Genomic DNA, 26,430 nt, shown 5'->3' on the forward strand with positions numbered 1-26,430 from the left:
CGGGTCTGCTCCAGGTTTGGCGCGTGCTCGGGGGTGGCGGGTGTGTTCGGGGTTGCGGGTGCGGTGTGCGGGGCCGGTGGAGCCGGGCGGTGCCCGGCCCGGCACGGCGGCGTGCCGGGGGCGGCGCCGTCGTACGCCCCCGCGGTCCGCGAGGGCCTGCTACGCCTGCCAGGCCTCGATGGGGTTGCCCAGCCACCGGGTGTCCGGCGGGACGGACTCGGCCCGCATCACCAGCGAGGCCGGCCCCAGGGTGCTGCGGGCCCCGACGGTGCTTCCGGGCAGGACGATCCCGCCAGGGCCGAGCGTGGCGCCCTCGCGGAGGATCACAGTATCCATCCGCATGATCCGGTCGTGGAAGAGGTGGGTCTGCACGACGCAGCCGCGGTTGATCGTCACCCCGTCACCGAGGGTGACCAGGTCCGCCTCGGGCAGCCAGTAGCTCTCGCACCACACGCCCCGGCCGACCTTGGCGCCCAGGCCGCGGAGCCAGAGGTTGAGCACCGGCGTGCCGGGCACGGCGCCGATCAGCCACGGCGCCGCCAGCACCTCGACGAAGGTGTCGGCCAGCTCGTTGCGCCAGACGAAACCGCTCCAGAGCGGGTGCTCCACCGCCCGGAACCGGCCGACCAGCACCCACTTCGCGGCGATCGACACCAGGCAGGCGACCGTGCCGGCGGCGATCAGCAGCACCCCGGAGAGCAGCGCGGCCAGCAGCGCGGAGCCCGCCTGGGCCAGCCACGCCAGCCCGGCCAGGGTCAGCACGCCCAGCGCGGCGGAGGCCAGCACCGGCACCAGCCGGCAGACCTCGACCAGCCCGCGGGCCCAGAGCAGCCGGGCCGGCGGGTCGTAGGTGAGGCTCTGGTCGCCGGCGTCGGCGGAGCGCGGCAGCCGCATCGGCGGCATGCCGAGGTAGGAGCTGCCCTTCTTGGCCTTCTTCGGGGTGGCGGACAGCACGCCGACCAGGCCCCGGTCCGGGACGGCCCGGCCCGGGGCGGTCATCCCGGAGTTCCCGAGGAAGGCCCGCTCGCCGACCTCGGCCTCGCCGAGCCGCAGCCAGCCGCCGCCCAGCTCGTACGGCGCGATCAGGGTGTCGTCGGCCAGGAAGGCGCCGTCACCGACGGTGGTCAGGCTGGGCAGCGCCAGCACCGTCGACACCTCGGCCCCGCTGCCGACCTTCATCCCGAGCGCGCGCAGCCACAGCGGCGTGACCAGGCCCGCGTACAGCGGGAAGAGCGTCTCCCGGGCGAGGTCCATCAGCTGGCTGACCGTCCAGGCCTGCCAGCCGATCCGGCCGTGCAACGGGTGGTGGCCGGGGCGCAGGCCCACGCTCAGCAGGCGGACGGCGGCCACCAGCAGCACCGCGTACGTCAGGCCGAAGGCCAGTGTGGCGGGCAGCAGCGCGACCAGCGCGCCGCGCAGGGCCTCCGCCAGGCTGTCGCCGGGCCGGACGAAGCCGCTGACCACGGCGAGGGCCGCCAGCGAGGAGAGCACCGGGAGCAGGCTCAGGCCGAGGCCGCTGGCGCCGTACGCGGCCGCCCAGCGGGCGCGGCGCCGCGGGCGCTGCTTCGGCCAGCTCCGGTCGGCCTTGCCGAGCTTCCTGGCGGGGGCGCCGCCCCAGCGCTGGCCGGTCGGCACCTGGCCGGTGACGCCCGAACCGGGCGCGACCTCGGCCCGCTTGCCGACCCGGGAGCCGGGGAAGAGCGTGCTGCGGGTGCCGACCACGGCGCCCGAACCGATCCGGACGGTGCCGATCTCCAGCCGGTCGCCGTCCAGCCAGTAGCCGGAGAGGTCGACCTCGGCCTCGACGGCGCAGCCCCGGCCGAGCCGGAGCATGCCGGTGACCGGCGGCAGCGAGTGCAGGTCGGTCTCGGGGGCGATCCGGGCGCCCAGTGCCCGGCCGTAGCGGACCAGCCAGGCGCCGGACAGCGAGGTCGCCCCGCTCAGCTCGGCGAGCCGTTCGGCGGTCCACAGCCGCAGGTGGACGCTGCCCCCGCGCGGGTAGGTCCCCGGTTGCAGGCCGCGCAGCAGCAGCCGGGCGCCGCCGGCCGAGAGGGCCAGCCGGCCCGGCGGGCTGAACAGCAGCAGTGCGCCCGCCCCGACCGCCCACCAGGAGGCGGTGGGCGCCCACGGGTAGCCGCCGAACCGGGCCAGCACGTTGCCGAGGGCCAGCAGGGCGGTCGTCCAGCGCAGCCCGACCAGGGTGAACAGCGGCAGCATCAGCAGCAGCTGGAGGACCTTGGCGCGGGCCGGCACGGGGGCGATGACGCGGGTGGCGCCGTCGCCCTGGGCGGAGCGCTCCAGGTGGCGGGCCAGCTTGCGCAGCACCGGCTGCTGGTAGATGTCGAGGACGGCCGCCGAGGGGTAGCGGGTCCGCAGCAGGGTGGTGAGCTGCGCGGCGGCCAGGCTGGAGCCGCCGATCGCGAAGAAGTCGTCCTGGGCGCCGGTCACCTGCACGCCGAGGATCTCGCTCCACTGCTCGGCCAGCCAGGCCTCGGTGCCGTAGAGCCGCTCGGCGGGCCCGCCGGTCTCCAGGCCGGGCAGCGGCCAGGGCAGCGCCGCCCGGTCGACCTTGCCGGAGGTACGGGTGGGCAGCGAGTCGACCGGGGCGAGCAGCGGTACCAGGGCGGCGGGCAGCCCGGCGCGCAGCCGCTCGACGGCCGCGGCGTGGTCCCAGCCCTCCTGGGTGACCAGGTAGCCGACCAGCAGCTGGTTGCCGCCGCGGGCGGTCCGGACGGCCGCCGCGGCGCCGGCCACGCCCGGCAGGGCCTGCAGGGCGGCGTCCACCTCGCCCAGCTCGATCCGGCGCCCGCCGAGCTTGATCTGCTCGTCGGCGCGGCCGAGGAAGAGCAGGCCCTCGGGCTCGGCCTGGACGAGGTCGCCGCTGCGGTAGGCCCGCTCCCAGTCGAGCGACTTGAGCGGGGCGTACTTCTCGGCGTCCTTCTCGGGGTCGAGGTAGCGGGCCAGGCCGACGCCGCCGATCACCAGCTGGCCGGTGGCGCCCATCGGGACGGGGTCGCCGGCCTCGTCGACCACGGCCAGCTCCCAGCCGTCCAGCGGCAGGCCGATCCTGACCGGGCCGTCGCCGGTCATCAGGGACGCGCAGGCGACCACGGTGGCCTCGGTCGGGCCGTAGGTGTTCCACACCTCGCGACCCTCGGTGACCAGCCGCTGGACCAGCTCGGGCGGGCAGGCCTCGCCGCCGAAGATCAGCAGCCGGACCTCGATCAGCGCCTCGGCCGGCCAGAGCGCGGCCAGCGTCGGCACCGTGGAGACCACGGTGATCTCCTGCTCGGCGAGCCACGGGCCCAGGTCGGCGCCGCTGCGCACCTGGGAGCGCGGCACCGGGACGAGGCAGGCGCCGTGCCGCCAGGCCAGCCACATCTCCTCGCAGGAGGCGTCGAAGGCGACGGACAGCCCGGCCATCACCCGGTCGCCGGGGCCGATCGGTTCGTCCTGGAGGAAGAGCGCGGCCTCGGCGTCGACGAAGGCGGCAGCGTTGCGGTGGGTGACGGCGACGCCCTTGGGCCGGCCGGTGGAGCCGGAGGTGAAGATGATCCAGGCGTCGTCGCCGGGGCCCGGCCGGCCGGGCGAGGCCGGGGCGCCCTCGGCGGACGGGGCGCCGGTGCGCGGACCGGTCGGGGTGATGCTGCGGCCGGCGCCGAGGACGGCGCTGACGGCGGCCTCGCCGAACACCAGGGCGGCGCGCTCGTCCGGGTCCTCGGCGTCCACCGGGACGTAGGCGGCGCCGGCCGCGAGGACGGCGAGGATGCAGACGTACAGGTCGTTGGTACCCGAAGGAACCCGCACCCCCACCCGGTCGCCGACGCCCACACCCGCCGCGACCAACCGCTTGCGCATGGTCTCGACCTCGGCCGCCAGCGCCCGGTAGCTGAGCGCGGTGCGGCCGTCGTCCAGGGCGGGCTCGTTCGGGTGGGTCCGCACGGTGGCGTCCAGCAGGTCCACCAGGGTCCGCGGGGCGGGGGCCGGACGCCCGGGGAAGAGCGCGGGCCCGCCGGGCACCGGCGCGGCCCCCGGGGCCTGCTCCGGCGCGCCGGAGGGGGCCTCGCCGGGCCGGGCCGGGGCGGCCTCCGCCGGTGCGGCGGGCCCGTGCGGCGCGAGGTCCAGCGGCGCCAGGCCGAGCCGTGCGACGGTGAGCGGCTTCAGCTCCGGCGTACCCGGGTCCGGCCCGTCCAGGCCCGGCTTGCCCAGGCTCTGCGGTGTGAGACTGTGCGTCATGAAAGCGGTTCGCTCCTCGTCCCTCGTGCCGGCCGACGGACCGGTGCCAGGCCTTCGAGGACTGCGAGAACGCGTCCGGCCGGGCGCTCCGCTCCAGGCCGGAGCAGGGCAACCCGATCGATACTAGCCCGGCCGTGATCGACGCGGCCGGTCGGCGATGCAGTCAACTGGCGCCCGATCAATCGGATCTGACGATCCATCAGCCCATGTATGCCCTGTCGCACAAGTGATATGACTGTGCGTCAGGTGTTTTGACGGTCCGTCAGACGATTTTCGACGCCGTGACCCATGCCACACCCGGATGGGGCATTCGGGCCACCCGCCCGGACGAACCGAGCCATTCCGACCCTACTCCTGCCCGGCGCGAGACCCCCGCCGCCACTCTGAGTCGGCCCCCGATCACTCCGGCCACGTCCTGGGGGCGGTCGGCCCCCAGGCCGGCCGGGCCGCGGCGTACGGCCCCGGCGGCGGGGCCCGGCGGCCGGCCGGCCCCACAGCGGGTGCGCCGGGGCGGCCGCAGGCCCGGGGCGGCCGCGATTACGCCGGGTGGCGCAGTCGGCGCTGCGGGTGTCCGCGGCGCGTTCCTACCGTGGTGCATGGGCCGCCCAGGACTCCCCCGCACCCTCCCGCTCCGCACCGCCGTCGCCCTGGGCGCCGGGGTGCTCGCCGTACTGCCCGTCGCGCCCGCCAGGGCCGAGGGCCAGCCGCCGCGCCAGCCGCCGCCGGGCATGTCCGTGGTCGGCGGGGCCCGGCTCGGGCAGCCCGGCGTGCAGGTCGACCAGGCCGGCGCCGGCACCCTGCCCGAGCTGTCGGCCCTCGCCTGGATGATCAGCGACATCGGCACCGGGGACGTCCTGGCGGCGAAGAACGCGCACTGGCCGCTGCCGCCCGCCAGCACCCTCAAGACGCTCTTCGCCGACGCGCTGCTGCCCAGGCAGGCGCCGGACACCGTGCACAAGGTCACCGCCGCCGAGCTGACCGGCCTGGGCGCGGGCAGCAGCCTGGTCGGCATCCAGGCCGGACAGTCCTACAAGGTCTCCGACCTGTGGCTGGGGGTGCTGCTGCGCTCGGGCAACGACGCCGTCCGGACGCTCGCCGTGATGAACGGCGGCGTCACCGCGACGGTCGCGGCCATGCAGGCGCGGGCCGACACGCTGGGCGCGCGGGACACCGAGGTGGTCTCCCCCGACGGCTACGACGCGCCCGGCCAGGTGTCCTCGGCCTACGACCTGACGCTGATCCTGCGGTCCGCGCTGGCCAACCCGGACTTCACCCGCTACTCCGCCACCAGGGTCGCCCAGTTCCCCGGCGGGCGCGACGCCAAGGGCGCACCGGCCCCGTCCTTCCAGATCCAGAACGGCAACCGGCTGCTCGCCGGCACCGACGGGGTCACCCGCTACCCCGGCCTGGTCGCCGGGAAGAGCGGCTACACCGCGCAGGCCGGGAACACCCTGGTCACGGCGGCCGCCCGGGACGGCCACACGCTGGTCGCGACCGTCCTCAACCCGCAGAGCGGCAAGTCCAACGCCGTCTACAACGAGACCCGGCAACTGCTCGACTGGGGGTTCGCGGCGCGGGCCCGGGTCGCCCCGGTCGGCTCCCTCGTGCACACCCCGACGGCGGGCGGCCCGGCCGGCCCGGTGCAGCGGCCCACGGAGCACCCCGCCCTGGCCGGCGCGCGACTGACCGCCCGATGGGGCGCGCTGCTGGCGCTGCCGCTCGCCGGGCTCGTCGTCCTGACGCTGCGGCAGTGGCGGCGGCAGCAGGCCCGGCGGCGGCGCCGGGCCCGGGTCGCGGCCTTCCTGCAACGGGACTGAGGGCCGGGGCCCCGGCCGCGGGCGGGGGACCTCCTGGTGGAGGCCCCGCCGGCGGCCGCCCCGCCGGGTCAGCCGGCCTGCTGCCCGTACACGTGGTCGACCTTCATCGTCATCAGCACCCGGCGGTCGGCCACCATCACCGCCCGGTACTCGTCCCAGTCCGGGTGCTCCCCGGCCGCGGTGCGGTAGTAGCTCACCAGCGCCTCGACCTCGGGGCCGTGCGGATCCGTCCCCGGCCCGGTGAGCGTCACCTCGCCCTCGGCGGTGGCCCAGGAGCGGCCGTCGGGGCTGGTGACCTCCAGCGCGGCGCGCGGGTCCCGTCGAAGGTTGGCCGTCTTGGCCCGGCCCTCGGTCATCGAGACGTAGAGCACCTCGGCCTGCCGGTCGTAGAAGGGCATCACCGGGGACAGCTGGGGGCGGCCGTCCGACTTGATGGTGGCGAGGACCCCGAGCCGGCTTTCCCCGAGCAGCGTGCGCGGGTCGAACGTGATGGCTGTCATGTCAGTGCACAAGTCGCCACGGGACGGCCGCTATTCCCGGCGGGGAGCACGCGCCGCACCGGCCCGGGACCGGCCGGCCGCGAGGCGGCCCCCGCCGCTGCGGCCGGCCCTTCTCAGAACTGCAGGGCCCAGCTGTCGAGGTACCCCGCGAAGTACTCCGATCCGCCGGCCACCCGCAGCCGCCACACGCCGTTGGCCGTCCTGGCGGAGGCGTCGATCCCGAAGACGGTGTGGATGCCGCCGTCCAGCCCGTCGGTGAAGTCCACGTCCTTGAGCCGGAAGACGGTGCCGTCGGGCGCGATCAGGTCCAGCACCAGGTCGTCCGCCCACTGGTGCGGGTCGACCGCGATGTCCAGGTCGGCCGGCCCGCGCCCGGGAACGCCGGTGACGGTCAGCCGCGACTCGACCGGGGCCTCCTCGACCGGGACGTCCACGTCGTAGGTGAACCGCGGACCGGCCGGGCGGGCGGGGAGGGCCCCGGTGTACAGCAGCCGGTCGGGCGTGCCCTCGGGCAGCATGTGCAGGGACCCGACGGTGGCGGACGAGGTCAGCGCGGCGGCCACCTGCGCCGGGGTGGCCGTGCGGTGGTCCGCCAGGTAGAGGGCGGCGGCGCCCGCAGCGTGCGGCGCGGCCATCGAGGTGCCCGACATGGTGGTCGAGTCCTCGTCGTAGGCCCTCCCGGCCGAGGTGATGTCCACCCCGGGGGCGTAGAGATCCACCAGCGGGCCGTAGTTGGAGAACCAGGCGGCCCGGTCGTTGCTCGCGCTCGCCCCGACGGTGATGGCCGTCGCCACCCGCGCGGGTGAGTGCTCCGACGCGTCGACGCCCTCGTTGCCCGCCGCGACGGTGTAGGTCAGGCCGGTGGCGATGGAGTTGCGGACGGCGGCGTCCAGCACGTCGTCCGGGTCGCTGCCGAGGCTCAGGTTGACGACGGCGGGCCTGACGGCGTGGGCGGTCACCCAGTCCAGCCCCGCGACGACCCCCTCGATGCTCCCCTCGCCCCCGTCGTCGAGCACCCGGACCGCGACCACCGAGGCCTGCTTGGCCACGCCGTGGCCGGCACCGGCCACGGTGGCGGCCACGTGGGTCCCGTGCCCGTGGCCGTCGTCGGCCTCGGCGTCCCCGTCCACGGCGTCGAAGCCGTACGAGGCCCGGCCCCCGAAGTCCTCGTGGCTGATCCGGACGCCGGTGTCGACGATGTACGCGGTGACGCCCCGGCCGGCGGTGACCGGGTAGTCGAAGCGGTCGGTCATCGGCGGGCGCTTCTGGTCGATCCGGTCCAGCCCCCAGGACGGCGGCGCCGGCTGGCTCCCTTCGAGGGAGACCTTGCGGTTCTGCACGACCTCGGCGACGGCGGGATCCGCGGCCAGCCGGCGGGCCTGCCGTTCGGAGAGCGCGGCGGAGAATCCGTGCAGCGCCGAGCCGAAGGTCCGCCGGACGCTGCCTCCGTGGTGGGCGGTGAGGGCCGCGCCCTGCCCCGCCACCGTCCTGCCGTCCTGGGCCTTGAGCAGGACGAGGTAGCTGCCGGGGATCGTGCCGGGCGCCCCGGCGCTGCGCACCACGCCCTCCGGTGCGCTCGCCGCGGCCGGCAGGGCGCCGCCCGCGCCCAGTGCCAACGCCGCCGCCACCGCGGCCAGTCCCCGGTACACATGCCGCCTCGCCGCCATCGGCCCCCCTCGGTTCCGGACCGGACCCACCCGGCGCCAACGCCGGGAATGGATTCTGAATGTCCGTCAAATTGGTATCTACAGAACAAGATTGACGCATCATCAGTGCATGGACAAGGGTGCGGCGGGCTCACCGGCCCGGGCCGGGGCGGACGGGGGCGTCCCCGGTCGGCCACCCGTCCCGCGAATGCACCCGTACGCCGGTACCGCCCCCGGCGCACGCCCGGCCCGCCGGGTCGACCCGACCGGACTCCGGGCCGCCGACCGCGCCGGGCCGGGCGTGCGGCCGGCGGCGCAATCCCGCGTGCGGGGACGCCCGCACGCTCCCGGGCGTACCCGAGGACGGCCGGGAGGGCCCGCCGTTCGCCGGTGGCCCGGTGACGGTGCGGCGCCAATTCCGCGGCCGGACGCCATTGGCTCTTGCGTTGTCGGTCCCAGGGCGAAGAATGGTGCGATGTTGACGTTGCGCCCTGGAGTCGGTGTGGCCCTGCCGAACGCGGCCGGGTTGTTGAGGTTCGGGATGTCCCCCGCCGAGGTCCACGGCCTGTTGACGGCGGGCGGCGAGGTGAGGCGCAGCCGCCCGATCATGCGACTGGCCCTGGCGCAGTACGCGGAACTGCGGCACGCGCACGACGCCTGGCTGAGCGGGCTGCTCTTCGAGCCCGACTGGAACCTCAGCGCGGTCGTCGACGGCGTGGTGCTGACCGTCGGCGGTGGCGGCCCCGGCGCCCCGGAGGGCCTGGCCCGGATCGACATCCGGGCCGACGACCCGTCGGCCGGGCCCGAACCGGGCGTGGTCGCCTGGGACGACATCGACCTCTTCGGCTACCCCGCCGACGAGATAGCGAGCGTCCTGCCCGATCCCGCCGCCGTGCCCGGCACCGCCCCCGCCGACGTGATGGTGGAGCCCCTGGGCCTGCGGCTGTGGCGCGGCGGCCCCACCGAGTCCGCCGACTGGCGCGGGGTCACCCTGCTCGGCCCGGGCGCCGACGGCTGGAGAACCTGCTGCCCGGGCGCGCTGGTCTGCGCCCGGGACGGCGACGCCCTGGTGGGCATCGTCCGCTGAACCGGCCCCGCCGGACACCCGGGGGCACGGCCGCCGGGCAGCTCCCGGGGCCCCCGGACCGTCCCCGAATTGCCTGGCAGCGGCCCGGCGGCCACTGGCATGCTGGCCGGGTGGAGAAACCGGAGATCTGGCTGAGCTTTGCCCCTGAACTGCACCTCTTCGTCGCCGCGGCACGGCGGGCCGGACGATCGGCGGTGCGGACCGACGGCGTCTCCACCCTCGGGCACGTGGTCGAGTCGCTGGGGGTCCCGCTCACCGAGGCGGGCACGTTGCTGGTCGGCGGGCGGCAGGTGCCCGTCTCGCACGTCCCCGCGGACGGCGAGGAGGTCACCGTCCTGGCCGTCCGCAGGCCGCAGCCGCTCCCGGGCCCGGCCCGCTTCCTGCTCGACGTCCACCTGGGCACCCTGGCCCGACGGCTGCGGCTGCTGGGCGTCGACGCCGCGTACGAGAGCGTCGACATCGGCGACGCGGCACTGGCCACCCGCTCCGCCGCCGAGCAGCGGGTGATGCTCTCCCGGGACCGGGGACTGCTCCACCGGCGCGAACTCTGGGCCGGCGCGTACGTCTACAGCCACCGACCGCCCGAGCAACTGCGGGACGTGCTGTCCCGCTTCGCCCCGCCGCTCGCCCCCTGGACCAGGTGCACGGCCTGCAACGGGACCCTCCGCGAGGCCGCGAAGGAGTCGGTGCACGAGCAGCTGCAGGACGGCACCGAGCGCGCCTACGACGCGTTCGCGCAGTGCACGGACTGCAGGCAGGTCTACTGGCGCGGCGCCCACCACGCCAGCCTCAACGCGATCGTGGAGGAGTCGGTGCGCGAGTTCGGCAGCCCCGGCCCGGCCGAGGTGCTGCCCTAGCCAGGCGACGGATTCCGGCCGGGCGCCGACGTGGCCGGGGCACCGCCGGGACCTCGGCGGCCTGGCGCACACTCCCTCATGTCCGCTGCTGCTGCCGGAAGGTGCTCGGGGACACCCCGATCCGGCGGGTGAAGGCCCTGGTGAAGTACGCGGGGTCCGGGTAGCCGACCGTGCGGGCCACGTCGGCGATCGAGCGGTCGGTGAACGCGAGGAGCCCCTTGGCCCGGTTCAGGCGGAGCCGGGTGAGGTGGTCGGTGGGCGTCGAACCGGTGAGGCGACGGACCTGGGTGGCCAGCGTGTCCCGGGAGACCGACAGCTCCCGGGCGACCGCGCCGATGCTCACCGGGCCGGCCGCGTCACGTGCGAGGACGGCCAGGGCCCGTCGTCCGACGTCCAGCGACGCGTCCGCCGCGGGTCGCGGTGCCGCGTGCGGGGTGCCGACCGCGGCGATCAGTACCTGCAAGGTGGCCGCCGCGGCGACGTGGGAGCTCAACGACTCGGGTCCTGAGCCGAGTTCCAGCAGCTTGTCGAGGGCCGCGCGGGTGCCGGCGGGGTCGGCCGGCTCGACGGGGGCCGGGCCGGCCGCCAGGTAGCCGAGGTCCTCGTAGCGGCCGGTGGCGGGCCCCTCGAACAGCACCCAGTACTCCGACCAGGTGCCCGGGGTGGGGCCGTAGGTGTGCGGCACGCCCGGGGGCAGCCAGAAGAACGATCCCGCCGGGACCGCGTGCCGGCCGGGTGCGCCCCGCAGGGCGAGCGATCCGGCGCCCTCCGTGACCAGCACGCCCGCGTACCCGGGCAGCGCACGGTCGACGCGGGTCGAGCACTGGCCGACGATCCGGCCCACCGCCGTGACGGCGAGCCCCAGCGCGTGGACCTCCGCCGGGGGCGTCAGGTAGTACGCGGTCGACTGCATGACAGCCCTCCTGGTCGACAGGAATCCAAGTGGAGCCGGAACCGGTGCATGGCCTCTCCATCAGCACAGGTAAGACCATGGGCGGCATGGAAGACAACCGATCACCCGTCCCGACGGGAGTCCTGAGATCCAACGGGTACCGGCTCGACCGGAGCAGCCGGCGCCTCGGCCGCCTGCTGCCGGTCCCGGCCCAGGAGCGCGGCGACCTCGGCGCCCTGCGGGCCCGCTTCGAGCGGGACGGCCACCTGTTCCTGCCCGGCTTCTTCGACCGGGAGACCGTCCTCCGCTTCCGTCGCCACTACTTCTCCACGCTGGCGCCCAGCGGACTGACCCGCCCGGGCACCGATCCCGGCAAGGGCATCGCCGCCCCGCGGGGAACGCTCGACCCGGCGCGGCTGCGCACCCTCCTCTTCCAGGACCTGGTGCCGGGGCCGCAGTACGAGGCCCTGTGCCACCACCCGCGGCTGACGGAGTTCCACCGGTGGTTCCTCGGCACCCAGGACCTGCACCTGCACCGCCGGAAGATCATCCGGCACGTCGGACCGGGCGAGGCCGGGATCGGCACGGCCACCCAGGCCCACTACGACCTGGTCTACCTGCGGGAGGGCAGCAACAACGTGGTCTCCTCGTGGATCCCGCTGGGCGACGTCCCGATCGGCCGCGGGCCGCTCGTCTACCTGGAGGGCAGCCACCACGCCGTCAGGGCGCAGGAGGCGGCCGGCACGCTGAAGCGCCCCGCCGCCTCGATCACCGCCGACCTGCCGGCGCTGGCGGAGGAGTACGACGCCCGCTGGCTGGTGACCGGCTTCTCGGCCGGGGACCTGATGGTCCACAGCGCGCACATCATCCACGCCTCGTTGGACAACGAGGATCCCGCAGGGCTGTTCCGGCTCTCCACCGACATCCGCCACCAGCCGGCCGGCGAACCGATCGACGGGCGCTGGCAGAGCCACTGGCACGACGGGGACGGGCTGTGACCGTCCCCCCGGGCGCGCTACCCGACCCGCACGGTGAGCCCGAGACGTGCCGGGTGGCCGGGGGCGCTGACCAGCGGCCGGCGGATCCTGGCCGTCTCCACGCAGGCGAAGCCGTGGTGGCCACCGGCGGCCAGGTCGGTGCACCCGGGCTCCCCCGGGTTCCACAGCACCACGTCGCTCTGCCCGCGGTGCCGGACCTCGATGGTGCGCCCCCGGCCAGGGTCGTTGATCAGGCTGACGTCGTCGGCCTGCGGGTAGACCCGGTCCAGCGGGGTCGTGAAGGCCAGGTCCCCCTCCTGCCGGCCTTCCGTCCCGAGCAGGTCGTCGAGGTAGGTCTTCCCGAGGCCGGCCACGGTGACGGTGTCGATGTCGCCGACCCGGAAGTAACTGTGCAGGGCCGCGGTGCTCTCGTGGTCGCCGTGGGCCTCCAGGTCGATCGCGCACTCAAGACCCAGCCTGATGGTGACGCGTGCCGTGAACGCGTGCGGCCAGTACGTCCTCGACCGCTCGCTCTCCCGCAGGGTCAGGGTCAGCGTCACCCCGGAGCCGTCCTCGCCGGACTCGGTGAGCTCCCAGGGCAGGAGGCGGGCGAAGCCGTGGGAGGGCTCGGCGACCGGGCCGAACCACGGCCAGCAGATCGGCACCCCGCCGCGGACGGCCCGACCCGGCTCGAACCGCGCCTGTTCGCTCAGCCAGAGCACCGGTTCGGCTCCGGCGGGCTGCCAGGCGATCAGTTGCGCGCCTTGCAGGGTCACCGCGGCCCGCGCCCGCGGATGGTCGATCACCAGGACCGGCAACCGGTCCAGCCGGCGCTCGCTGACGGACGCGCTGATCGTCCGGACGACCGGGAGCCCGAAGAACCTGTCGCTCATGTCCAAGATCCTTTCATTCACGGTCCGGCCTGCGCCGCCTCCGGCCCGCGAGCCGGACGACGCCGCCGGGGCCGGAGCACCCGGTGTCCCGGCCGCAGCTGCCGCCCGGCTCCCGCCGAGGTCAGCGTGCGTTCACCGCCCGTCCGGCGCCCGCCGAGGAGCCGGTGTCACGCGGCGCGAGGGCGGCCCGCGGGCCGGAGGGACCAGGAGGCGAGCTGCCGGCGCGAGGTGCGCACGGGTCCGCAGACCGACCGGGACGACCCCGCACCGGGTCGGGGGCAGCCCGCGACACGTCACGGCGGACCTCGGCGGAAGTGACGGACACCGGCCGGCCCGCCGTCAGGGATGCAGAGGTGCCTGCACTGTCGTGCGCGGATTCAAGCAGAACTGGTCACGATCGAGCAAGAAGGGCTGATCGACACTCCCCCTGGCGCAGGGCGTGCGCAGGACACCGACCCGGCCCGTCCCCGAGCCGCGGGACCGGCCCAGGCCGCTCCCCCCACCTCCGGTCACCATCGCTCAGCGCCACTTGTGCACGCCGTTCTTCACATTCCCAGGCCGAGGCGATCGGCCGGGCACAGGCCGGCCGGCAGCGGGCGGGCCACACCCGAACGTACCGGGACGACCCGCCATGGCCTGCGCCAACGTCGTCGGCCCCGCCGGCACGCGCCTCGGTCCCGCGGCCGCCCGGTTCGGCGGTCGCGGGCGGATTCCAGCCGCGGCCCGCCGAGGTTTGAATGGATTGTGTGCATGTTTTCACAGGTGAGGACTTCGGTTCCGGCTGCGGGCTGTTCATGATCCGGTGGCTTCCGGCCGAAGTCCCCGGGGCCCATTGCCCGGCGGTACGCGAGTGGGAGAGGCTCGCTCACATGCAGCGAGGGTGCGGCCTCCTGGTGTTCCTCTACAAGAATGGACTACACCATCATGGCTATGCGCAACGCAGTCTCCACCCTGGCCCTGGCCGGACTCCTCGCCGGCGGTGCGCTGCTGACCGCCCCGGCCGCCCAGGCGTCCGGCTACACCTACATCGGCATGTACCCGAGCGCCGCCGCGTGCGAGAGCGCCGGCAAGGCGTACGTGACGTCCGGTCAGGCGGTCACCTACTTCTGTGACACCGCCCCGAACACGGCCCGCCTCTCCGTCCTGTTCTACTGATCCTCCCCCGATCCGGTGAGCAGGCAGGGCCGGCACCCGGTGGTGCCGGCCCTGCGCCGTGCGGACGGACTCCGCCACCGGGGCGGCCGCCGCGCGGCGACGGCCTGACCGGCTGCCCGCCACCCGCGACGTCCGGCGCCCGGGACCGGCTGGCCACCGCCCGCGCGGAGCGCCTTCCAGGCCTCGGCCGAAGGGCCGGCCCGGCCGGGGACACCGTCCTGCCCCCGGTTCACGAACCACCGGGACCGTGAACCGCCGACAAAGTCGGGGCACGCCTTCGGGGCGGCCCCCGGGAGGGGCTTTGACGTACAGTCCGTGGTGGAATCGGCCGGGCCGGCCCGAACGCACCGCGGGGAGCGGGGCGCACGGGTGCCGGAACCCGGTCCTCGGCGCAGTCGGTGGGGGCGGGGCAGGCCATGGAGGCGTTGGACGCGGCGGATCCCCGGCAGATCGGCCAGTACCGGCTGCTCCGGCGGCTGGGGGCCGGGGGCATGGGCCAGGTCTATCTCGGCCGCACAGCCGGCGGGCGGACGGTGGCCGTGAAGACCGTGCACCGGGAGTACGCGGCGGACCACGAGTTCCGGACGCGGTTCCGCCAGGAGGTCAGCGCGGCCCGGCGGGTGGGCGGACGGTGGACGGCCCCGGTCCTGGACGCCGACACCGAGGGCGAGCGTCCGTGGGTCGCCACGGCCTATGTCGCGGGACCGTCCCTCGCCACCGCCGTACGGGAGTTCGGCCCGCTGCCCGGCCCGGCGGTCCGCGTGCTGGCACTCGGACTCGCCGAGGCGCTGGCGGCCGTGCACGCGCTCGGGCTGGTGCACCGCGACGTCAAGCCGTCCAACGTCCTGCTGGCGCTGGACGGTCCGCGCCTGATCGACTTCGGCATCACCCGGTCGCTCGACGCGGCCACCGCGCTCACGCAGTCGGGATTCGTGATCGGCTCCCCCGGCTACCTCTCCCCCGAACAGGCCCGGGGCCTGCCCTCCGGCCCGGCGGGGGACGTGTTCTCGCTCGGCGCCGTCCTCGCCTACGCGGCCACCGGCAACGCCCCGTTCGGGTCGGACACCGGCGCCCCGGCCCTGCTCTACCGCGTGGTGCACGAGGAGCCCGACCTCAGCCGGCTGCTGCCGCAGGATGCGGAGCTCCGGGAGCTTCTGACCGCCTGTCTGGCCAAGGAACCGGAGCGGAGGCCAACGCCGGAGCGGCTGCGGGAGGTGCTGGCCCCGGCGAGCGGGCCCGGAGCCGGCCGGGCGGCGAACCGGCTCGGCGGGGACTGGCTGCCCCCGGCGGTCGCCGGCTCGCTCGCCCGCCTGGCCGTCGAGCTGCTGGACCTGGACTCCGCAGCCGAGCCGGCCGCACCCGGCGAGGCGCCCCCCGGCGGCGCCGCCCGCCCGGACACCGGCCGGGCACCCGGGCCGGCACCGACCGCCCCCGGCCACTCCGGCCCCGGCGCAGCGGGGACACCAGGCACACCAGGCACACCAGGGGCAGCGGGGGCGGCGGGGGCGCCCAGCGGCCGGTTCGGGCCGCCCGAGCCGTGGATCTCGCCACCGCCGCCCGCCACCGCCCCGGGTCCCTGGCCCGGGCAGCCCGGCGCGGGCACCGCGACCGGCGTCAACCCGCCCGGCACGCCCCGGACTCCGGCGGCCCGGCTGCGGCGCGCCCTGCCGGTCGCCGTCCTGCCGGTGGTGGCCCTCGCCGGCCTGGCCGGCTGGCTGGTCCCCGAGTGGGGCTCCTCCTCCGGCGGCACGGGCACCGCGCCCCCGGCCGCCACCGGACCGGCGACGGCCGGCTCGCCCGGAGCCACCCCGTCCGCGACCGGGCCGGGTGCCGGCACGGATCCGGCAGGACAGCAGGCGGGCCTGGTCCCGGCCGAGTACCTGGGCACCTGGTCCGGCGTCCTGACCTCCCCGGCGGTGGCGCTCCGGGCCGACTTCCGGATCACCATCGGCCAGGGCGGGAAGGACGACCCGGTGGGCAGCATCCACAACAACACCGGCGCCGGCACGCCGTACTGCGACAGCAGCGCCCTGCTGATCTCCGTCGGCGCCGACCGCCTGGTGCTGCGCACGGCGCCGACCTCCGGCCTCAGCGGCTGCGTGGCGAACCCGGCGCGGCAGATCTACACCCGCAACAGCGACGGCAGCCTGCACCTGGAGGTCGACGGCTTCACCGGCGACCTGGCCGCGCAGCACTGAGGGCACCGGGAGCGTCCCGGTCCCGCCCGGGGCGGGACCGGCGGCCCGGACGGACGCCCGGGCCTGGACCCTCCGGCAGCCGGCGGGCGGAGCGCGGCCGGCCAGGGCGCGGCGCCCGGGCCGGCCGACCGCCCCTGCGGCCCGGCCGGGGGCCTGCGGGACGATGGACCCATGACTTGTGCCGAGTACCGCGCCGCGATGTCCGCCCGCCTGGACGGCGAGGACGCCGGCGGGACGAACGGGCACGAGCACTCCTGCGCCGGCTGCGCCCGCTGGCTGGCCACGGCCCGGCGCCTGCGGGACTTCTCGGCGCGGGCGCCGGGCCCGTCCGCGGAGTGGTCGGAGGGGCTGCTGGGACGGCTGGGCCTCGGGCAGGCCGAGGACCGGGGCAGCGCCGAGGACTTGGACCGGGGCGAGGAGCGGGGCGAGGACCGAGCCTAGGGAGCAGGGCCAGGGGCCCGCGGACCCCCGATGTCCGGCCGACCGGTGCCGGGCCCGGCACCGGCTCCGGGCAGGGCCGGCCGCCGGCCGCGGTGGCGTCCGCCGCCCGCTACCGCCGCAGCAGCGCACCCCGGACGAAGGCGGCCTGCCCGACGTGCTGGAGGTCGTCCGACAGCACGCTGACCAGCCGCACCCCCAGGGTCACCGGCGGGGTCCAGGCCTCGTCCACCACCCGGTCGAGGGCCGCGCCGGTGAGCGGGCCGACGAAGGCCAGGGTCCGCTCGTGCACGGCGTCGTGATAGCCGGTGAGCAGGCCGCCCGACGGCACCCGGACCTGTGCCACCTCGCGGGCGGTGTGGCCGTAGCCGGTGGCCCGGACCGCGAAGGGCAGCGCGAAGCGGTCGGCCCAGCCCTGCTCGCTCCAGACCTGCTCGGTGCCCGCCACGTCGGCGATGTGGTCGTCCTGGATCCGGGTGAGGTGCCAGACCAGCCAGGCGATCGAGTTCGCGCCCTCGTCGAGGCGGACCGCCAGGGCGTCGGCGTCGAGCCCCTCCACCACGTCGTGGACGGCCGTCCGGATCCGGCCGAAGGCGTCGGCCAGCAGACCGGCACAGTTCATCGCGGACTCCTCCCGGCCCGGCGGGCGCGCTCCGCGACCGGTGGCCGCCTCGATTCTGCCCCGGCCCGGGGCCCGCGGGGCGCAGCGACAGGCCGGGGCGGCGTGTCCGGACCGCCGTCCACAGGGTGACGGCCGACCCGGCCCGAGGCGGACGCATCGGGGCATCCGGCCCGCTCCGGCGGCCGGCGCGCTACCGTGCCCGTCATGACCTCCGTTCCACCCGCGGCCCCCGGCCCCCCGCCGGACCTCCCCGTCGCCCGCGACCGCCACGGCCTGCGCGTCTACCCGTACCGGGACCCCCGGCCGCACCCCGCGCTGGGCAATTCACCGATCAGCTTCGTCTCGGCCGAGCTCTGGCAGGCCCTCGCGGACCTCGCCATCGCGCCGGCCGCGGCGGAGGCGACCGTGCTGGCCCTGCTGCGGACCATCGCCTCGGACGCCACGGACGCGGCGCTCGCCCCCGGCAACGAGCGGGCGCCGCGGCACGACCTGTACGTGAGCGCCCCCGCGTACATCGGGGCGCGCCGCCGGATGGTGTGGTTCCAGCGCGACGGCGCCGGCGGTCCGGTCACCGCGTTCTTCCCGCCGGACGACACGCTGCCCGCCCGGCCCGCGCCACGGCCCTGAGCCGCCCGGACGCCGGCGGGCCGGCCGCGGGCGGCCCGCGCGAGTGGCGGCCCCCGGCCCGGCGGAGGCAGGCTGAAGGTGATGCGGTCGTGCATCGTCCCGAGGCCGGGGAGAGACCATGGGCGACACCGAGGTGCTGGTGGTGGGTGCGGGCCCGGTCGGCCTGACCGCCGCGGCGGAGCTGCGCCGCCGTGGTGTGGACTGCCGGATCGTCGACAAGCTCGCGGAGCCGCAGCCCTACGCCAAGGCGGTCGGCATCCAGCCCCGGACGCTGGAGATCTGGGACGCGATGGGCCTGGCCCGCGAGGCCCTGGACGTGGCCCTCCCGATGCTCGGCCAGCTGACCTACATCGACGGGAAGCCGGGCCCGCGGATCGACCTGGACCTGCCGGCGGACATCCCGTACGGCTTCGCGGCGATCCCGCAGTACGCGACCGAGCGGCTGCTGACGGCCCACCTGGCGGGGTACGGCACCGCCGTCGAGCGCGGGACGGAGCTGATCGACCTAGGCCAGGACGCCGACGGCGTGCGAGCCGTGCTCAGGACGCCGGAGGGCCGCGAGGACGTCCAGGCGCGCTACCTGATCGGCTGCGACGGCGCGCACAGTCCGGTCCGGCGGGCGATGGGGATCCGCTTCGACGGCGACGCGTTCCCCGAGCAGTACATGCTGGGGGACGTCGAGGTGGACTGGGACCTGCCGGCCGGCTTCGGCCTGCGCGTCGTCCACCACGACGCCGAGGGCCGCGTCGACGACCTGCTGGTCTGCATCCCGCTCCCCGGCCGGGGGCGCTACCGGATGTCCATGCTGGTACCGGCCGAGCTGGAGGCCGTGGCGGCGGTCGGCGGCACGAACGGGGAGGTGGCGCACGGGCTGGAGTCCGGCCGCACCCCGCAGCTGCGGCACATCCAGACCGTCCTGGACCGGCTCTCCCCCACCCCGACCACGGCCTCCGGGCTGCGCTGGTCCTCCGTCTTCCGGATCAGCCACCGCCTGGTCGACCGCTACCGCGAGGGCCGGGTCCTGCTGGCCGGGGACGCCGCCCACATCCACCCGCCGACCGGCGCGCAGGGGATGAACACCGGCGTGCAGGACGCCTACAACCTGGCCTGGAAGCTGGCCCTGGTGGTCGGCGGCACCGCCGCGGAGGGACTGCTCGACACCTACCAGGGCGAACGGCACCCGATCGGCGAGGAGGTCGTCGGCCGCACCGTCCGGCACGCCCGGGCGGGCGTCGAGGCCGACCCGGACGACTTCACCACGATCCTGCTGCGGGAGGCCCAGCTGCTGGTCAACTACCGGGACAGCCCGCTGGTCGACGGGCCCGCCGCCTGGGGCGGCCCGGGCCCCGCCCCCGGCGACCGGGCGCCCGACTGCGGCGGGCTGGCGCGGGACCTCGCCCGGTACCCGCTGCGCCTGTTCGACCTGCTCCGCGGCCCGCACCACACCCTGCTGCTGCACGCCGGGCAGGACACCCCGGCCGAGCTGCTGCACCGTTGCGCCGGGGCGGCGACGGCGGCGGCGCACGGCCTGCTGGACGTCTACGTCGTCCTCGCCCCGGACGCCCGGCCGGCCGGCGTCCGGCTGCCCTGCGTCCGGGACGCCGAGGGCGCCTTCGCGGCCGCCTACGCGGCCCGCCCCGGCGAGGCCGTCATCGTGCGGCCCGACGGGTACCTCGCTGCCCGCTGCCACCCCGCCGACCCGGAGCGGCTGGTGGCCCGGCTGCGCCGGACCTTCGCCCCGGCCTGACCCGGTCTGACCCGGCGGCACGGCACACCTGCCGGGGGCGGGTGCTCCGCCGGGCGGGCGCCGCACCCGGCGGGCCCGCCCGGCCGGCCGTCTGCGGCCCCTGAACCCGACGCGGCGGTCCGAGCGCGAACGCCCCTGCCGTGGCGCGTGGTTCCGCCCGGCGGAACCGGCCCGCGGCCGTCGCCGGACCGTCAGAAGGCCGCCGGGCCCCGGCCGGTCGCGCTGCGGCCGGCCTGCGGACCACCCCGGCCGCCACCGGGCCGGTGCCCGGCCCCGGTGCGCCGGCCGCTTCGCAACGGCCCGCGGCGGCGGCCTCGGAACGGCCCGGGCGGCGCCCGTTCACCTGTCCCGGCAGCCCGGACGGGAGTCGGCACGGCCTCACATTCTGGCCCCCTTTTGACTATTGGTCCAGACCTATTGACGCGCCTTGCGGCCCCTCCTACGATCCAGTTCGGCACAGCCCCACATGTCCCCACCTCACCCAGAGCCGGGCGTCGCGCCCCCACGCGTCGGTCATGTCCATGACGCCCTGCGGGAAAGGGAGCACAGCATGTTCCGTCGAAGGTCGCGCACGCCACGTCCGTCGGACGACTTCCGCCCCTGTCCGGAGCCCGGCCGCCTCGCGGACGAGCAGGCCGGGAGCGAGCCGCTCCGGGCCTCCCGCCCCCAGCGGGCGGCTGTGGAACGCGCGGGCCAGGTGCACCGGGCCGGCCGCGCCGCGAACGGACGGACCGTCATGGTGCGCTCGCTCGCCGGGGTGAGCGCGGCCGCCGTCATCGGCGCCGGCCTCACCATGGCCGGCTCCGTCACCGCGGGAGCCGCCACCACCAACCTGGTGGCCAACCCGGGCTTCGAGAGCGCCCTGTCCGGCTGGACCTGCTCCGGCGGCTCCGGCACTGCCGTCGGCAGCCCGGTCCACGCCGGCACCTCCGCGCTCAAGGCCACGCCGACCGGCCAGGACACCGGCCAGTGCGCCCAGACCGTCAGCGTGCAGCCCAACTCCCAGTACACGCTGAGCGCCTGGGTCCAGGGCAGCTACGTCTACCTGGGCGCCACCGGCACCGGCCTCACGGGCACCACGTCCACCTGGACGCCGAGCAGCGCGTCGTACAGCCAGCTCAGCGTCAGCTTCAGCACCGGGCCGAGCACCACCTCGGTCTCCGTCTACCTGCACGGCTGGTACGGGCAGCCCGCGTACTACGCGGACGACGTCTCGCTCGCCGGCCCCGGCGGCAGCAGCCCCTCCCCCACCGTCACCCCGACGGTGACCCCGACGGTCACGCCCACCGTCACCCCCACGGTGACCCCGACCGTCACGCCCACCGTCACGCCGACGGTCACGCCGACCGTGACGCCGACCAGCGGCGAGACCTGCGCCACCAAGCCCAAGCCCTCCGGCAAGGTCCTCCAGGGCTACTGGGAGAACTGGGACGGCGCCTCCAACGGGGTCCACCCCGGCCTGGGCTGGGTCCCGATCACGGACAGCCGGATCGCCGCGCACGGCTACAACGTCATCAACGCCGCCTTCCCGGTGATCCTCTCCGACGGCACCGTCCTGTGGCAGGACGGCATGGACGCCGGCGTCAAGGTCTCGACCCCCGCCGAGATGTGCCAGGCCAAGGCCGCCGGGGCGACGCTCCTGATGTCGATCGGCGGCGCCGCCGCGGGCATCGACCTGAGCTCCAGCACCGTCGCCGACAAGTTCGTCGCGACCGTCGTCCCGATCCTCAAGAAGTACAACTTCGACGGCATCGACATCGACATCGAGACCGGCCTGTCCGGCAGCGGCAACATCAACACGCTGTCCGCCTCCCAGTCCAACCTGATCCGCATCATCGACGGCGTCCTCGCCCAGATGCCGGCCGGCTTCGGCCTCACCATGGCCCCCGAGACCGCGTACGTCACCGGCGGCAGCGTCACCTACGGGTCCATCTGGGGCTCCTACCTGCCGATCATCAAGAAGTACGTCGACAACGGCCGCCTGTGGTGGCTGAACATGCAGTACTACAACGGCAGCATGTACGGCTGCTCCGGCGACTCCTACTCGGCCGGCACCGTCCAGGGCTTCACCGCGCAGACCACCTGCCTCAACAACGGCCTGACCGTCCAGGGCACCACCATCAAGGTGCCCTACGACAAGCAGGTGCCCGGCCTGCCCGCGCAGTCCGGCGCGGGTGGCGGCTACATGGCACCGAGCCTGGTCAGCCAGGCCTACAGCTCCTACAGCGGCCAGCTGAAGGGCCTGATGACCTGGTCGATCAACTGGGACGGCTCGAAGGGCTGGACCTTCGGCGACAACGTCAAGTCCCTCCAGGGCCGTTGATCCCCGGCTGACCGACCGGCCGTGAACCGGCAATGAGGGGAGCGGGGCCCCGGGAGCGCAGGACGCTCCCGGGGCCCCGCTGCTCGCGCGGGTACCGGCGAGGGGCGGGGGCGGCTACGACCGTCGTCCTGGCCGGGCCCGGCGGCGCCGCGATGCTGCGATGCTGCGATGCCGCGGCGACTGTGCCGCGACGGCGAAGACGTGACGCCGCGGTCAGAGCGGGGTCTCGTCGGCCGGCGAAGGCGCGGCGAACGGCCGGAGGACCATGAGCGAGTCCTCCGAGGCCGCCACCATCGCGAACGGGAACCGGTCCAGCTCAAGGCAGAGCGCGACGTCGTCGGGATGGACTCCCTGGCGCACGCCCGTCGCCAACTCGTGGGCGGCGCGCGACCCGCCGGCGCGGCGGAGGTACCCGGCCGCCGCCGTCCCGGCTCCGGCGGCCCTCCCGGCGATGTACTGGGCGCACGCCAGATCCTCGTCGGCGCGCCCGTCCTCGCCGGTGACCACGAAGGTGACACTGCCGCACTCACGGGCCCGCAGGACCTGGGCCGTCGCCTCCGCCACCACGAAGCCCGCGCACAGCACCAAGTCCGCCTCCCGGACGGCGAGGGCGCCGACCGTCCCCGCCGTGGTCTTCTGCACGACCGTCCGCCCGGTGAGGTCCACGGACCGCAGCAGGCCGGGCGAGTTGACGGCGTCGAACCCGGCCGCCGCCGGACCGTCCTTCAGCGCCACCCAGTCCGGGTGGCGGCCCTTGAGTGCCAGGGCCTCGTCCAGGGACCCGGCCAGAACGATCTTCTCCGCCCCTCGGGCAAAAGCCCAGGCCGCCACCGTGTAGGCACGCATGACGTCCACCACCACGGCCACGGAGGGGACTTCGGCGAGCTCGGCGATGCCGAGGAAACGAGCATCCATCCGATCATGATCCCCCATGGCCGGCCCGCAGCGCCCGGACGGTGACGCGCATCACAGGAGGACGGGAGCCGCGCCGGGGACAGCGGCCGCCCGGCCCGCGGGAGCTTGCCGCCCGGTCAGCCGACCTGACCGATCAGCTCGGTGACGTCCGCGAAGAGCCTCTCCCCCGCGGCCGCGGCGGCGGGGGAGACGGTGTCGAGGGTGAGGAAGCCGTGGACCATCCCGCCCTCGCAGCGGTGCCCGACCGGGACACCCGCGGCGGCCAGCCGGGCCGCGTAGGCGTCGCCCTCGTCCCGGAGCGGATCGTGCTCCGCGGTGACCACCACGGCGGGCGGGAGCCCGCCGAGTTCGGCGGCGTACAGGGGGCTGACCGCGGGGTCGGCGCGCCGGGACGGGTCCGGGACCCACTGCTCGGCCCCCCACGCGACGTCGTCGGCCGCCAGCCCCCAACCCGTGCCCTTCGACCGCACACTGGGAGCGGAGAGGGTCAGATCGGTGTTGGGGTACGCCAGGACCTGGGCGGCCGGCAGCGGTCCGCCCTCGTCCCGCAGCCGCAGGCAGGCGAGCGCGGCAAGGTTCCCTCCCGAGCTGTCGCCCATGACCAGCGTCGGCCCGGCGATCCCGGCGCCCGCGGCTCCGCCGGCGAGCGCCCACCGGACGGCCTGCACGCCGTCGTCGACGGCCGCCGGCCACGGGTGCTCCGGAGCCCGCCGGTGGTCGACGCTCAGCACCGCCGCACCGGTGCCGGCCGCCAGTCTGCGACAGGCCCGGTCGTGCGACTCCAGATCACCGATCGTCCACATCCCGCCGTGCAGGAAGACCACGAGCGCCCGGGGCTCCGGGGCGGGCCGGTAGAGGCGGGCACCGGCCGCGGCCGGGCCGACCACCAGGTCCTCGACGTGGGGGATCTCGGGGCCCGGGGGCCGGGCGGCCACCCGGAGCCGCTGCGCGCGCCTCAGCTCCGCCGCGCCCACGGCACGGGCCGGGAGCCCCGGGTCCCGCCGAACCGCCGCGACGAAGGCGGCCAGTTCGGCGTCGGCGAGCGAGGGGTCGGTCGGTTCGGCCATCCGACCAGGATGCCACCCTGACGCGGACGGCCCCCACCCAGGGACGGTCTCCCGGCCGGCACCCTCCAGCACGCCGTCCCGCACGCCCCGCAGCGCCGCCCGGCCCGCCGCCGTCGGGTCCGCCGCCGTCGGTCCGGCGTGGGTGACCATCCGTCAGCATCGCCGGAGGTCGGCGACTTCTGGTCCCGCCCGGGGGCCGGGCCCGGGGGTTCACCCCGTCGGCCGCCGGCGCTGGAGCAGCAGCACGGCCGCGGTGGCCGCGACGACGCCGGCGGAGAGCACCCCGGCACTGGACCGCCAGGACATCACGGACCAGCGGGACCGTGCGGAGAGCAACGAGCCCGCGCTCGCCCAGGATCCCACCGAGAACACGGACAGGGCCGACCCGACGGAACCGACCGACAGCACCGAGCCGACCGAGCCGATGGACAGCACCGAGCCCACCGAGGCGACGGACAGCAGCGAATCCTTCGACCAGAGGGACAGTGCCGAGCCCTCCGGGCCCGTCCGGACCTGATCCGTCGATGACCTGCGCACGCGGGGATCTCCTTGCTCGGGGGGACGGTCGCACCTCCAGGGCCGCCTCGCCGGGAGCGACGGGCACACCGAGGACGGCAGCACGATCCTAGGCCTGTCCGGCTCCGCCCTGCGGTCGCCGGGCCGGGCCGGGACGGGCCGGGCCTGCAGCACGGCAGCCCGGTGGGCCCCGACGAGATCCGCCGGGGCCCACCGGGGCCTGCTCCGGGCCGGGCCGGGGCCGCGGGGCCTCATCCGCGGTCCCGGGGTCGCCTACGGCACCCAGTAGTTGCCAGAGGCGACGATCATCGACTGCAGCTGCACGCTGCCGCCGTAGTAGAGCGAGGAACTGATCGGCGTCGCGGCCAGCTTGGTCCAGAGCGCGTCGAGCCAGGCCTGCGAGCCGGGATCGGTCATCGCGGTGACCACGAAGGGCGCCGTGAAGGCCATGTCCTTGCCGGTGCCGAAGGCCGTGCCGTTGAGGTGGTACCCGGTGACGATGGTGTCCGGGTTCCCACCGGCCTTGGTCTTGATCCACGCGTTGAGCTTGCGCGCGGAGGCGAGCGAGGCGGCGTCGCCGCCGGTGACGGCGTCGGTCCCGATCCGCCAGGGGTCCCGGCAGGCGTTCCAGCCGTAGTCCCCGTCGTTGGGGCTCTCCAGCACCTCGCCGGCGGCCGGCTTGGGGGTGCTGTTGGTGTTGACGATGAAGTCCGCCACCAGGCCGGTGCCGGCGGCGTACTTGCTCTGCTGCGAGGTGATCAGGTTCTGGTGCGCGGTGCGGATGGTGTCCCAGGCGCCGTCGCCGGTGGCGGCCTTGAAGGCCCGGAAGTGGTCGAGCATGAAGTCCGAGGAACGGGTGATCCAGTACTGCGGGTCGCCGGAGGCGGACCAGTCGCCGAGCAGCATCAGGTGGGTGGTCGGGTTGACCTCGCTCGCCTTGATGGCGTTGATGTGCTTGACCGCGAGGTCCTTGTAGTTGTAACTCCCGCTGCTGCCCCACTGCTTGTCGGCGAGCAGCAGGCCGTACGCCACGTCGAGGTCGCCGTCGGTCGCCGAGTCGGAGCCGTTGACGCTCTTGCACGAGGTGTCCTGCTCGGCGGCCAGCAGGTTGGCGTTGTTCACCGACTTGTGGGCGAGCATGTACTTCACCATTCCGTCGAAGACGGTCCGGGCGTTCGGGTCCGCGCCCGCCATGGTGGCGGTGACGACCATGCCGTAGCCCTGGGCCTCGGCCACGTACGGGTGGTCGGCGTCCGGCGAGATCACCTCGTACCAGCCGTTGCCGCAGTTCTGCTTGACGAAGGCGGCCTTCCAGGCGTTGTAGGTGCTGATCACCTGCTGGTCGAGCGCCGACTGGGCCCCCGAAGGCTTCAAGGTGCCTGCGGCGTAAGGGAACTGGTGGCTGCCGAAGGGGACGGCCGGGCCGCCGGGAGGCGTGCTGGTGCCGAGGTCGGCGTCCAGGTAGTCCACGTTGGGCAGGCCGCCGGTGGTGGTGGAGGTCAGCCGGATCCGGTTGGCGCCCGCCGCGAGCTGGGTGGTGAGGGTGGCCGTGGACCAGGTGTCCCAGGTGCCGGTGCCCGTGAAGGCGCGCGCCGCCGAGACGACGGTGCCGTTGACGGCGATGTCGGCGGGCCGGTTGACGGTGGTGCCGTTGGCGTACCGGATACCGAGGGTGGCGGTTCCCGCGGCCGGGGCAGTCACCGTGAACTCCACCCAACTGCCCACCGCGTTGTCGCCGTTGACGAATCCGGTGCCGGAGAACCCGGCGTGGTTGGCCTCCACCACGCCGAGCGAGACACTCGCGCCCTCCGCCTCGTAGCGGGTCACGGCGGCGGAGGCCGGGGCGGCGACGACGCCCACCACCAGGCCGGCGGCGACGAGCACGGCGGCGCCCGTTCTGTGCAGGTTCTTCATTCC

At 75.6% G+C, this 26,430-nt stretch carries 20 protein-coding genes; 10 read left to right on the forward strand and 10 right to left on the reverse strand.

Going from position 1 to position 26,430, the window contains the following annotated elements; all coding sequences use genetic code 11:
* Nucleotides 1-159: 159 nt before the first annotated feature.
* Nucleotides 160-4,236 (reverse strand): Pls/PosA family non-ribosomal peptide synthetase, encoded by a 4,077-nt coding sequence (locus IE329_RS31280; protein WP_229927915.1) that lies wholly within the window; start codon nucleotides 4,234-4,236, stop codon nucleotides 160-162.
* Between the two features lie 596 nt (nucleotides 4,237-4,832).
* Here IE329_RS31280 and IE329_RS31285 point away from each other — a divergent pair.
* Complete coding sequence (locus IE329_RS31285) at nucleotides 4,833-6,053, forward strand: D-alanyl-D-alanine carboxypeptidase family protein (RefSeq protein WP_190214386.1); 1,221 nt, start codon at nucleotides 4,833-4,835, stop codon at nucleotides 6,051-6,053.
* Nucleotides 6,054-6,121: 68 nt separating this feature from the next.
* Here IE329_RS31285 and IE329_RS31290 read toward each other — a convergent pair whose 3' ends face one another.
* Nucleotides 6,122-6,553 carry a PPOX class F420-dependent oxidoreductase gene (locus IE329_RS31290; protein WP_190214387.1) on the reverse strand — a complete coding sequence of 144 codons (432 nt, stop codon included), beginning with the start codon at nucleotides 6,551-6,553 and terminating at the stop codon, nucleotides 6,122-6,124.
* Between the two features lie 113 nt (nucleotides 6,554-6,666).
* Complete coding sequence (locus IE329_RS31295) at nucleotides 6,667-8,220, reverse strand: S8 family peptidase (protein WP_190214388.1); 1,554 nt, start codon at nucleotides 8,218-8,220, stop codon at nucleotides 6,667-6,669.
* Between the two features lie 481 nt (nucleotides 8,221-8,701).
* Here IE329_RS31295 and IE329_RS31300 point away from each other — a divergent pair, with 481 nt between their 5' ends.
* Nucleotides 8,702-9,286, forward strand: a complete 585-nt coding sequence (locus tag IE329_RS31300) for a hypothetical protein (RefSeq protein ID WP_229927916.1) — start codon at nucleotides 8,702-8,704, stop codon at nucleotides 9,284-9,286.
* Nucleotides 9,287-9,396: 110 nt separating this feature from the next.
* Nucleotides 9,397-10,143 carry a Mut7-C RNAse domain-containing protein gene (locus IE329_RS31305; RefSeq protein WP_190214390.1) on the forward strand — a complete coding sequence of 249 codons (747 nt, stop codon included), beginning with the start codon at nucleotides 9,397-9,399 and terminating at the stop codon, nucleotides 10,141-10,143.
* 76 nt (nucleotides 10,144-10,219) lie between these two features.
* On the opposite strand, the gene IE329_RS31310 is transcribed toward IE329_RS31305, so the two are convergent.
* Entirely contained in the window at nucleotides 10,220-11,056 is an 837-nt protein-coding gene (locus tag IE329_RS31310) for a helix-turn-helix transcriptional regulator (RefSeq protein ID WP_190214391.1), read from the reverse strand.
* A gap of 86 nt (nucleotides 11,057-11,142) precedes the next feature.
* On the opposite strand from IE329_RS31310, the gene IE329_RS31315 reads away from it, so the two are divergent.
* A complete protein-coding gene (locus tag IE329_RS31315; protein WP_190214392.1) occupies nucleotides 11,143-12,033 on the forward strand; it encodes a phytanoyl-CoA dioxygenase family protein in 891 nt (296 codons plus the stop codon).
* A gap of 17 nt (nucleotides 12,034-12,050) precedes the next feature.
* Here the strand turns inward: IE329_RS31315 and IE329_RS31320 are convergent, their stop codons facing one another.
* A complete protein-coding gene (locus IE329_RS31320) occupies nucleotides 12,051-12,905 on the reverse strand; it encodes a D-hexose-6-phosphate mutarotase (protein WP_190214393.1) in 855 nt (284 codons plus the stop codon).
* 930 nt (nucleotides 12,906-13,835) lie between these two features.
* Here IE329_RS31320 and IE329_RS31325 point away from each other — a divergent pair.
* From IE329_RS31325 to IE329_RS31335, 3 genes are all read left to right on the forward strand, one after another.
* Nucleotides 13,836-14,060, forward strand: a complete 225-nt coding sequence (locus IE329_RS31325; protein ID WP_190214394.1) for a hypothetical protein — start codon at nucleotides 13,836-13,838, stop codon at nucleotides 14,058-14,060.
* A gap of 416 nt (nucleotides 14,061-14,476) precedes the next feature.
* Nucleotides 14,477-16,258: a serine/threonine-protein kinase gene (locus IE329_RS41675; RefSeq protein ID WP_190214395.1), complete on the forward strand. Its 1,782-nt coding sequence runs from the start codon at nucleotides 14,477-14,479 to the stop codon at nucleotides 16,256-16,258.
* A 171-nt stretch (nucleotides 16,259-16,429) separates the two neighbouring features.
* Nucleotides 16,430-16,699, forward strand: coding sequence for a hypothetical protein (locus IE329_RS31335; RefSeq protein ID WP_190214396.1), 270 nt, complete (start codon nucleotides 16,430-16,432; stop codon nucleotides 16,697-16,699).
* A gap of 109 nt (nucleotides 16,700-16,808) precedes the next feature.
* Here the strand turns inward: IE329_RS31335 and IE329_RS31340 are convergent, their stop codons facing one another.
* Nucleotides 16,809-17,318 (reverse strand): mycothiol transferase, encoded by a 510-nt coding sequence (locus tag IE329_RS31340; protein ID WP_190214397.1) that lies wholly within the window; start codon nucleotides 17,316-17,318, stop codon nucleotides 16,809-16,811.
* Between the two features lie 204 nt (nucleotides 17,319-17,522).
* Here IE329_RS31340 and IE329_RS31345 point away from each other — a divergent pair, with 204 nt between their 5' ends.
* From IE329_RS31345 to IE329_RS42190, 3 genes are all read left to right on the forward strand, one after another.
* Nucleotides 17,523-17,945, forward strand: a complete 423-nt coding sequence (locus tag IE329_RS31345) for a hypothetical protein (protein ID WP_190214398.1) — start codon at nucleotides 17,523-17,525, stop codon at nucleotides 17,943-17,945.
* Nucleotides 17,946-18,063: 118 nt separating this feature from the next.
* Nucleotides 18,064-19,692, forward strand: coding sequence for an FAD-dependent monooxygenase (locus IE329_RS31350; protein WP_190214399.1), 1,629 nt, complete (start codon nucleotides 18,064-18,066; stop codon nucleotides 19,690-19,692).
* 736 nt (nucleotides 19,693-20,428) lie between these two features.
* Nucleotides 20,429-22,015 carry a carbohydrate binding domain-containing protein gene (locus IE329_RS42190; protein WP_190214419.1) on the forward strand — a complete coding sequence of 529 codons (1,587 nt, stop codon included), beginning with the start codon at nucleotides 20,429-20,431 and terminating at the stop codon, nucleotides 22,013-22,015.
* A gap of 213 nt (nucleotides 22,016-22,228) precedes the next feature.
* On the opposite strand, the gene IE329_RS31360 is transcribed toward IE329_RS42190, so the two are convergent.
* From IE329_RS31360 to IE329_RS31375, 4 genes are all read right to left on the reverse strand, one after another.
* Nucleotides 22,229-22,930: a 2-phosphosulfolactate phosphatase gene (locus tag IE329_RS31360; protein ID WP_190214400.1), complete on the reverse strand. Its 702-nt coding sequence runs from the start codon at nucleotides 22,928-22,930 to the stop codon at nucleotides 22,229-22,231.
* A gap of 116 nt (nucleotides 22,931-23,046) precedes the next feature.
* On the reverse strand, nucleotides 23,047-23,997 hold the full coding sequence (locus IE329_RS31365; protein WP_190214401.1) for an alpha/beta hydrolase: 951 nt from the start codon (nucleotides 23,995-23,997) through the stop codon (nucleotides 23,047-23,049).
* A 210-nt stretch (nucleotides 23,998-24,207) separates the two neighbouring features.
* On the reverse strand, nucleotides 24,208-24,534 hold the full coding sequence (locus tag IE329_RS31370; protein ID WP_190214402.1) for a hypothetical protein: 327 nt from the start codon (nucleotides 24,532-24,534) through the stop codon (nucleotides 24,208-24,210).
* Nucleotides 24,535-24,786: 252 nt separating this feature from the next.
* On the reverse strand, nucleotides 24,787-26,427 hold the full coding sequence (locus IE329_RS31375; RefSeq protein WP_190214403.1) for a glycosyl hydrolase family 8: 1,641 nt from the start codon (nucleotides 26,425-26,427) through the stop codon (nucleotides 24,787-24,789).
* Nucleotides 26,428-26,430 lie beyond the last annotated feature (3 nt).

Origin of the sequence: Kitasatospora indigofera, from assembly GCF_014655955.1 — a bacterium.
GTDB lineage: Bacteria > Actinomycetota > Actinomycetes > Streptomycetales > Streptomycetaceae > Kitasatospora > Kitasatospora indigofera.

What these genes read in the sequence shown, in the direction of transcription:
- IE329_RS31280 (WP_229927915.1), bottom strand. Translation starts at nt 4,236, where the DNA reads ATGACGCACAGTCTCACACCGCAGAGCCTGGGCAAGCCGGGCCTGGAC.
- IE329_RS31285 (WP_190214386.1), top strand. Translation starts at nt 4,833, where the DNA reads ATGGGCCGCCCAGGACTCCCCCGCACCCTCCCGCTCCGCACCGCCGTC.
- IE329_RS31290 (WP_190214387.1), bottom strand. Translation starts at nt 6,553, where the DNA reads ATGACAGCCATCACGTTCGACCCGCGCACGCTGCTCGGGGAAAGCCGG.
- IE329_RS31295 (WP_190214388.1), bottom strand. Translation starts at nt 8,220, where the DNA reads ATGGCGGCGAGGCGGCATGTGTACCGGGGACTGGCCGCGGTGGCGGCG.
- IE329_RS31310 (WP_190214391.1), bottom strand. Translation starts at nt 11,056, where the DNA reads ATGCAGTCGACCGCGTACTACCTGACGCCCCCGGCGGAGGTCCACGCG.
- IE329_RS31315 (WP_190214392.1), top strand. Translation starts at nt 11,143, where the DNA reads ATGGAAGACAACCGATCACCCGTCCCGACGGGAGTCCTGAGATCCAAC.
- IE329_RS31320 (WP_190214393.1), bottom strand. Translation starts at nt 12,905, where the DNA reads ATGAGCGACAGGTTCTTCGGGCTCCCGGTCGTCCGGACGATCAGCGCG.
- IE329_RS31325 (WP_190214394.1), top strand. Translation starts at nt 13,836, where the DNA reads ATGCGCAACGCAGTCTCCACCCTGGCCCTGGCCGGACTCCTCGCCGGC.
- IE329_RS41675 (WP_190214395.1), top strand. Translation starts at nt 14,477, where the DNA reads ATGGAGGCGTTGGACGCGGCGGATCCCCGGCAGATCGGCCAGTACCGG.
- IE329_RS31335 (WP_190214396.1), top strand. Translation starts at nt 16,430, where the DNA reads ATGACTTGTGCCGAGTACCGCGCCGCGATGTCCGCCCGCCTGGACGGC.
- IE329_RS31340 (WP_190214397.1), bottom strand. Translation starts at nt 17,318, where the DNA reads ATGAACTGTGCCGGTCTGCTGGCCGACGCCTTCGGCCGGATCCGGACG.
- IE329_RS31345 (WP_190214398.1), top strand. Translation starts at nt 17,523, where the DNA reads ATGACCTCCGTTCCACCCGCGGCCCCCGGCCCCCCGCCGGACCTCCCC.
- IE329_RS31350 (WP_190214399.1), top strand. Translation starts at nt 18,064, where the DNA reads ATGGGCGACACCGAGGTGCTGGTGGTGGGTGCGGGCCCGGTCGGCCTG.
- IE329_RS42190 (WP_190214419.1), top strand. Translation starts at nt 20,429, where the DNA reads ATGGTGCGCTCGCTCGCCGGGGTGAGCGCGGCCGCCGTCATCGGCGCC.
- IE329_RS31360 (WP_190214400.1), bottom strand. Translation starts at nt 22,930, where the DNA reads ATGGATGCTCGTTTCCTCGGCATCGCCGAGCTCGCCGAAGTCCCCTCC.
- IE329_RS31365 (WP_190214401.1), bottom strand. Translation starts at nt 23,997, where the DNA reads ATGGCCGAACCGACCGACCCCTCGCTCGCCGACGCCGAACTGGCCGCC.
- IE329_RS31375 (WP_190214403.1), bottom strand. Translation starts at nt 26,427, where the DNA reads ATGAAGAACCTGCACAGAACGGGCGCCGCCGTGCTCGTCGCCGCCGGC.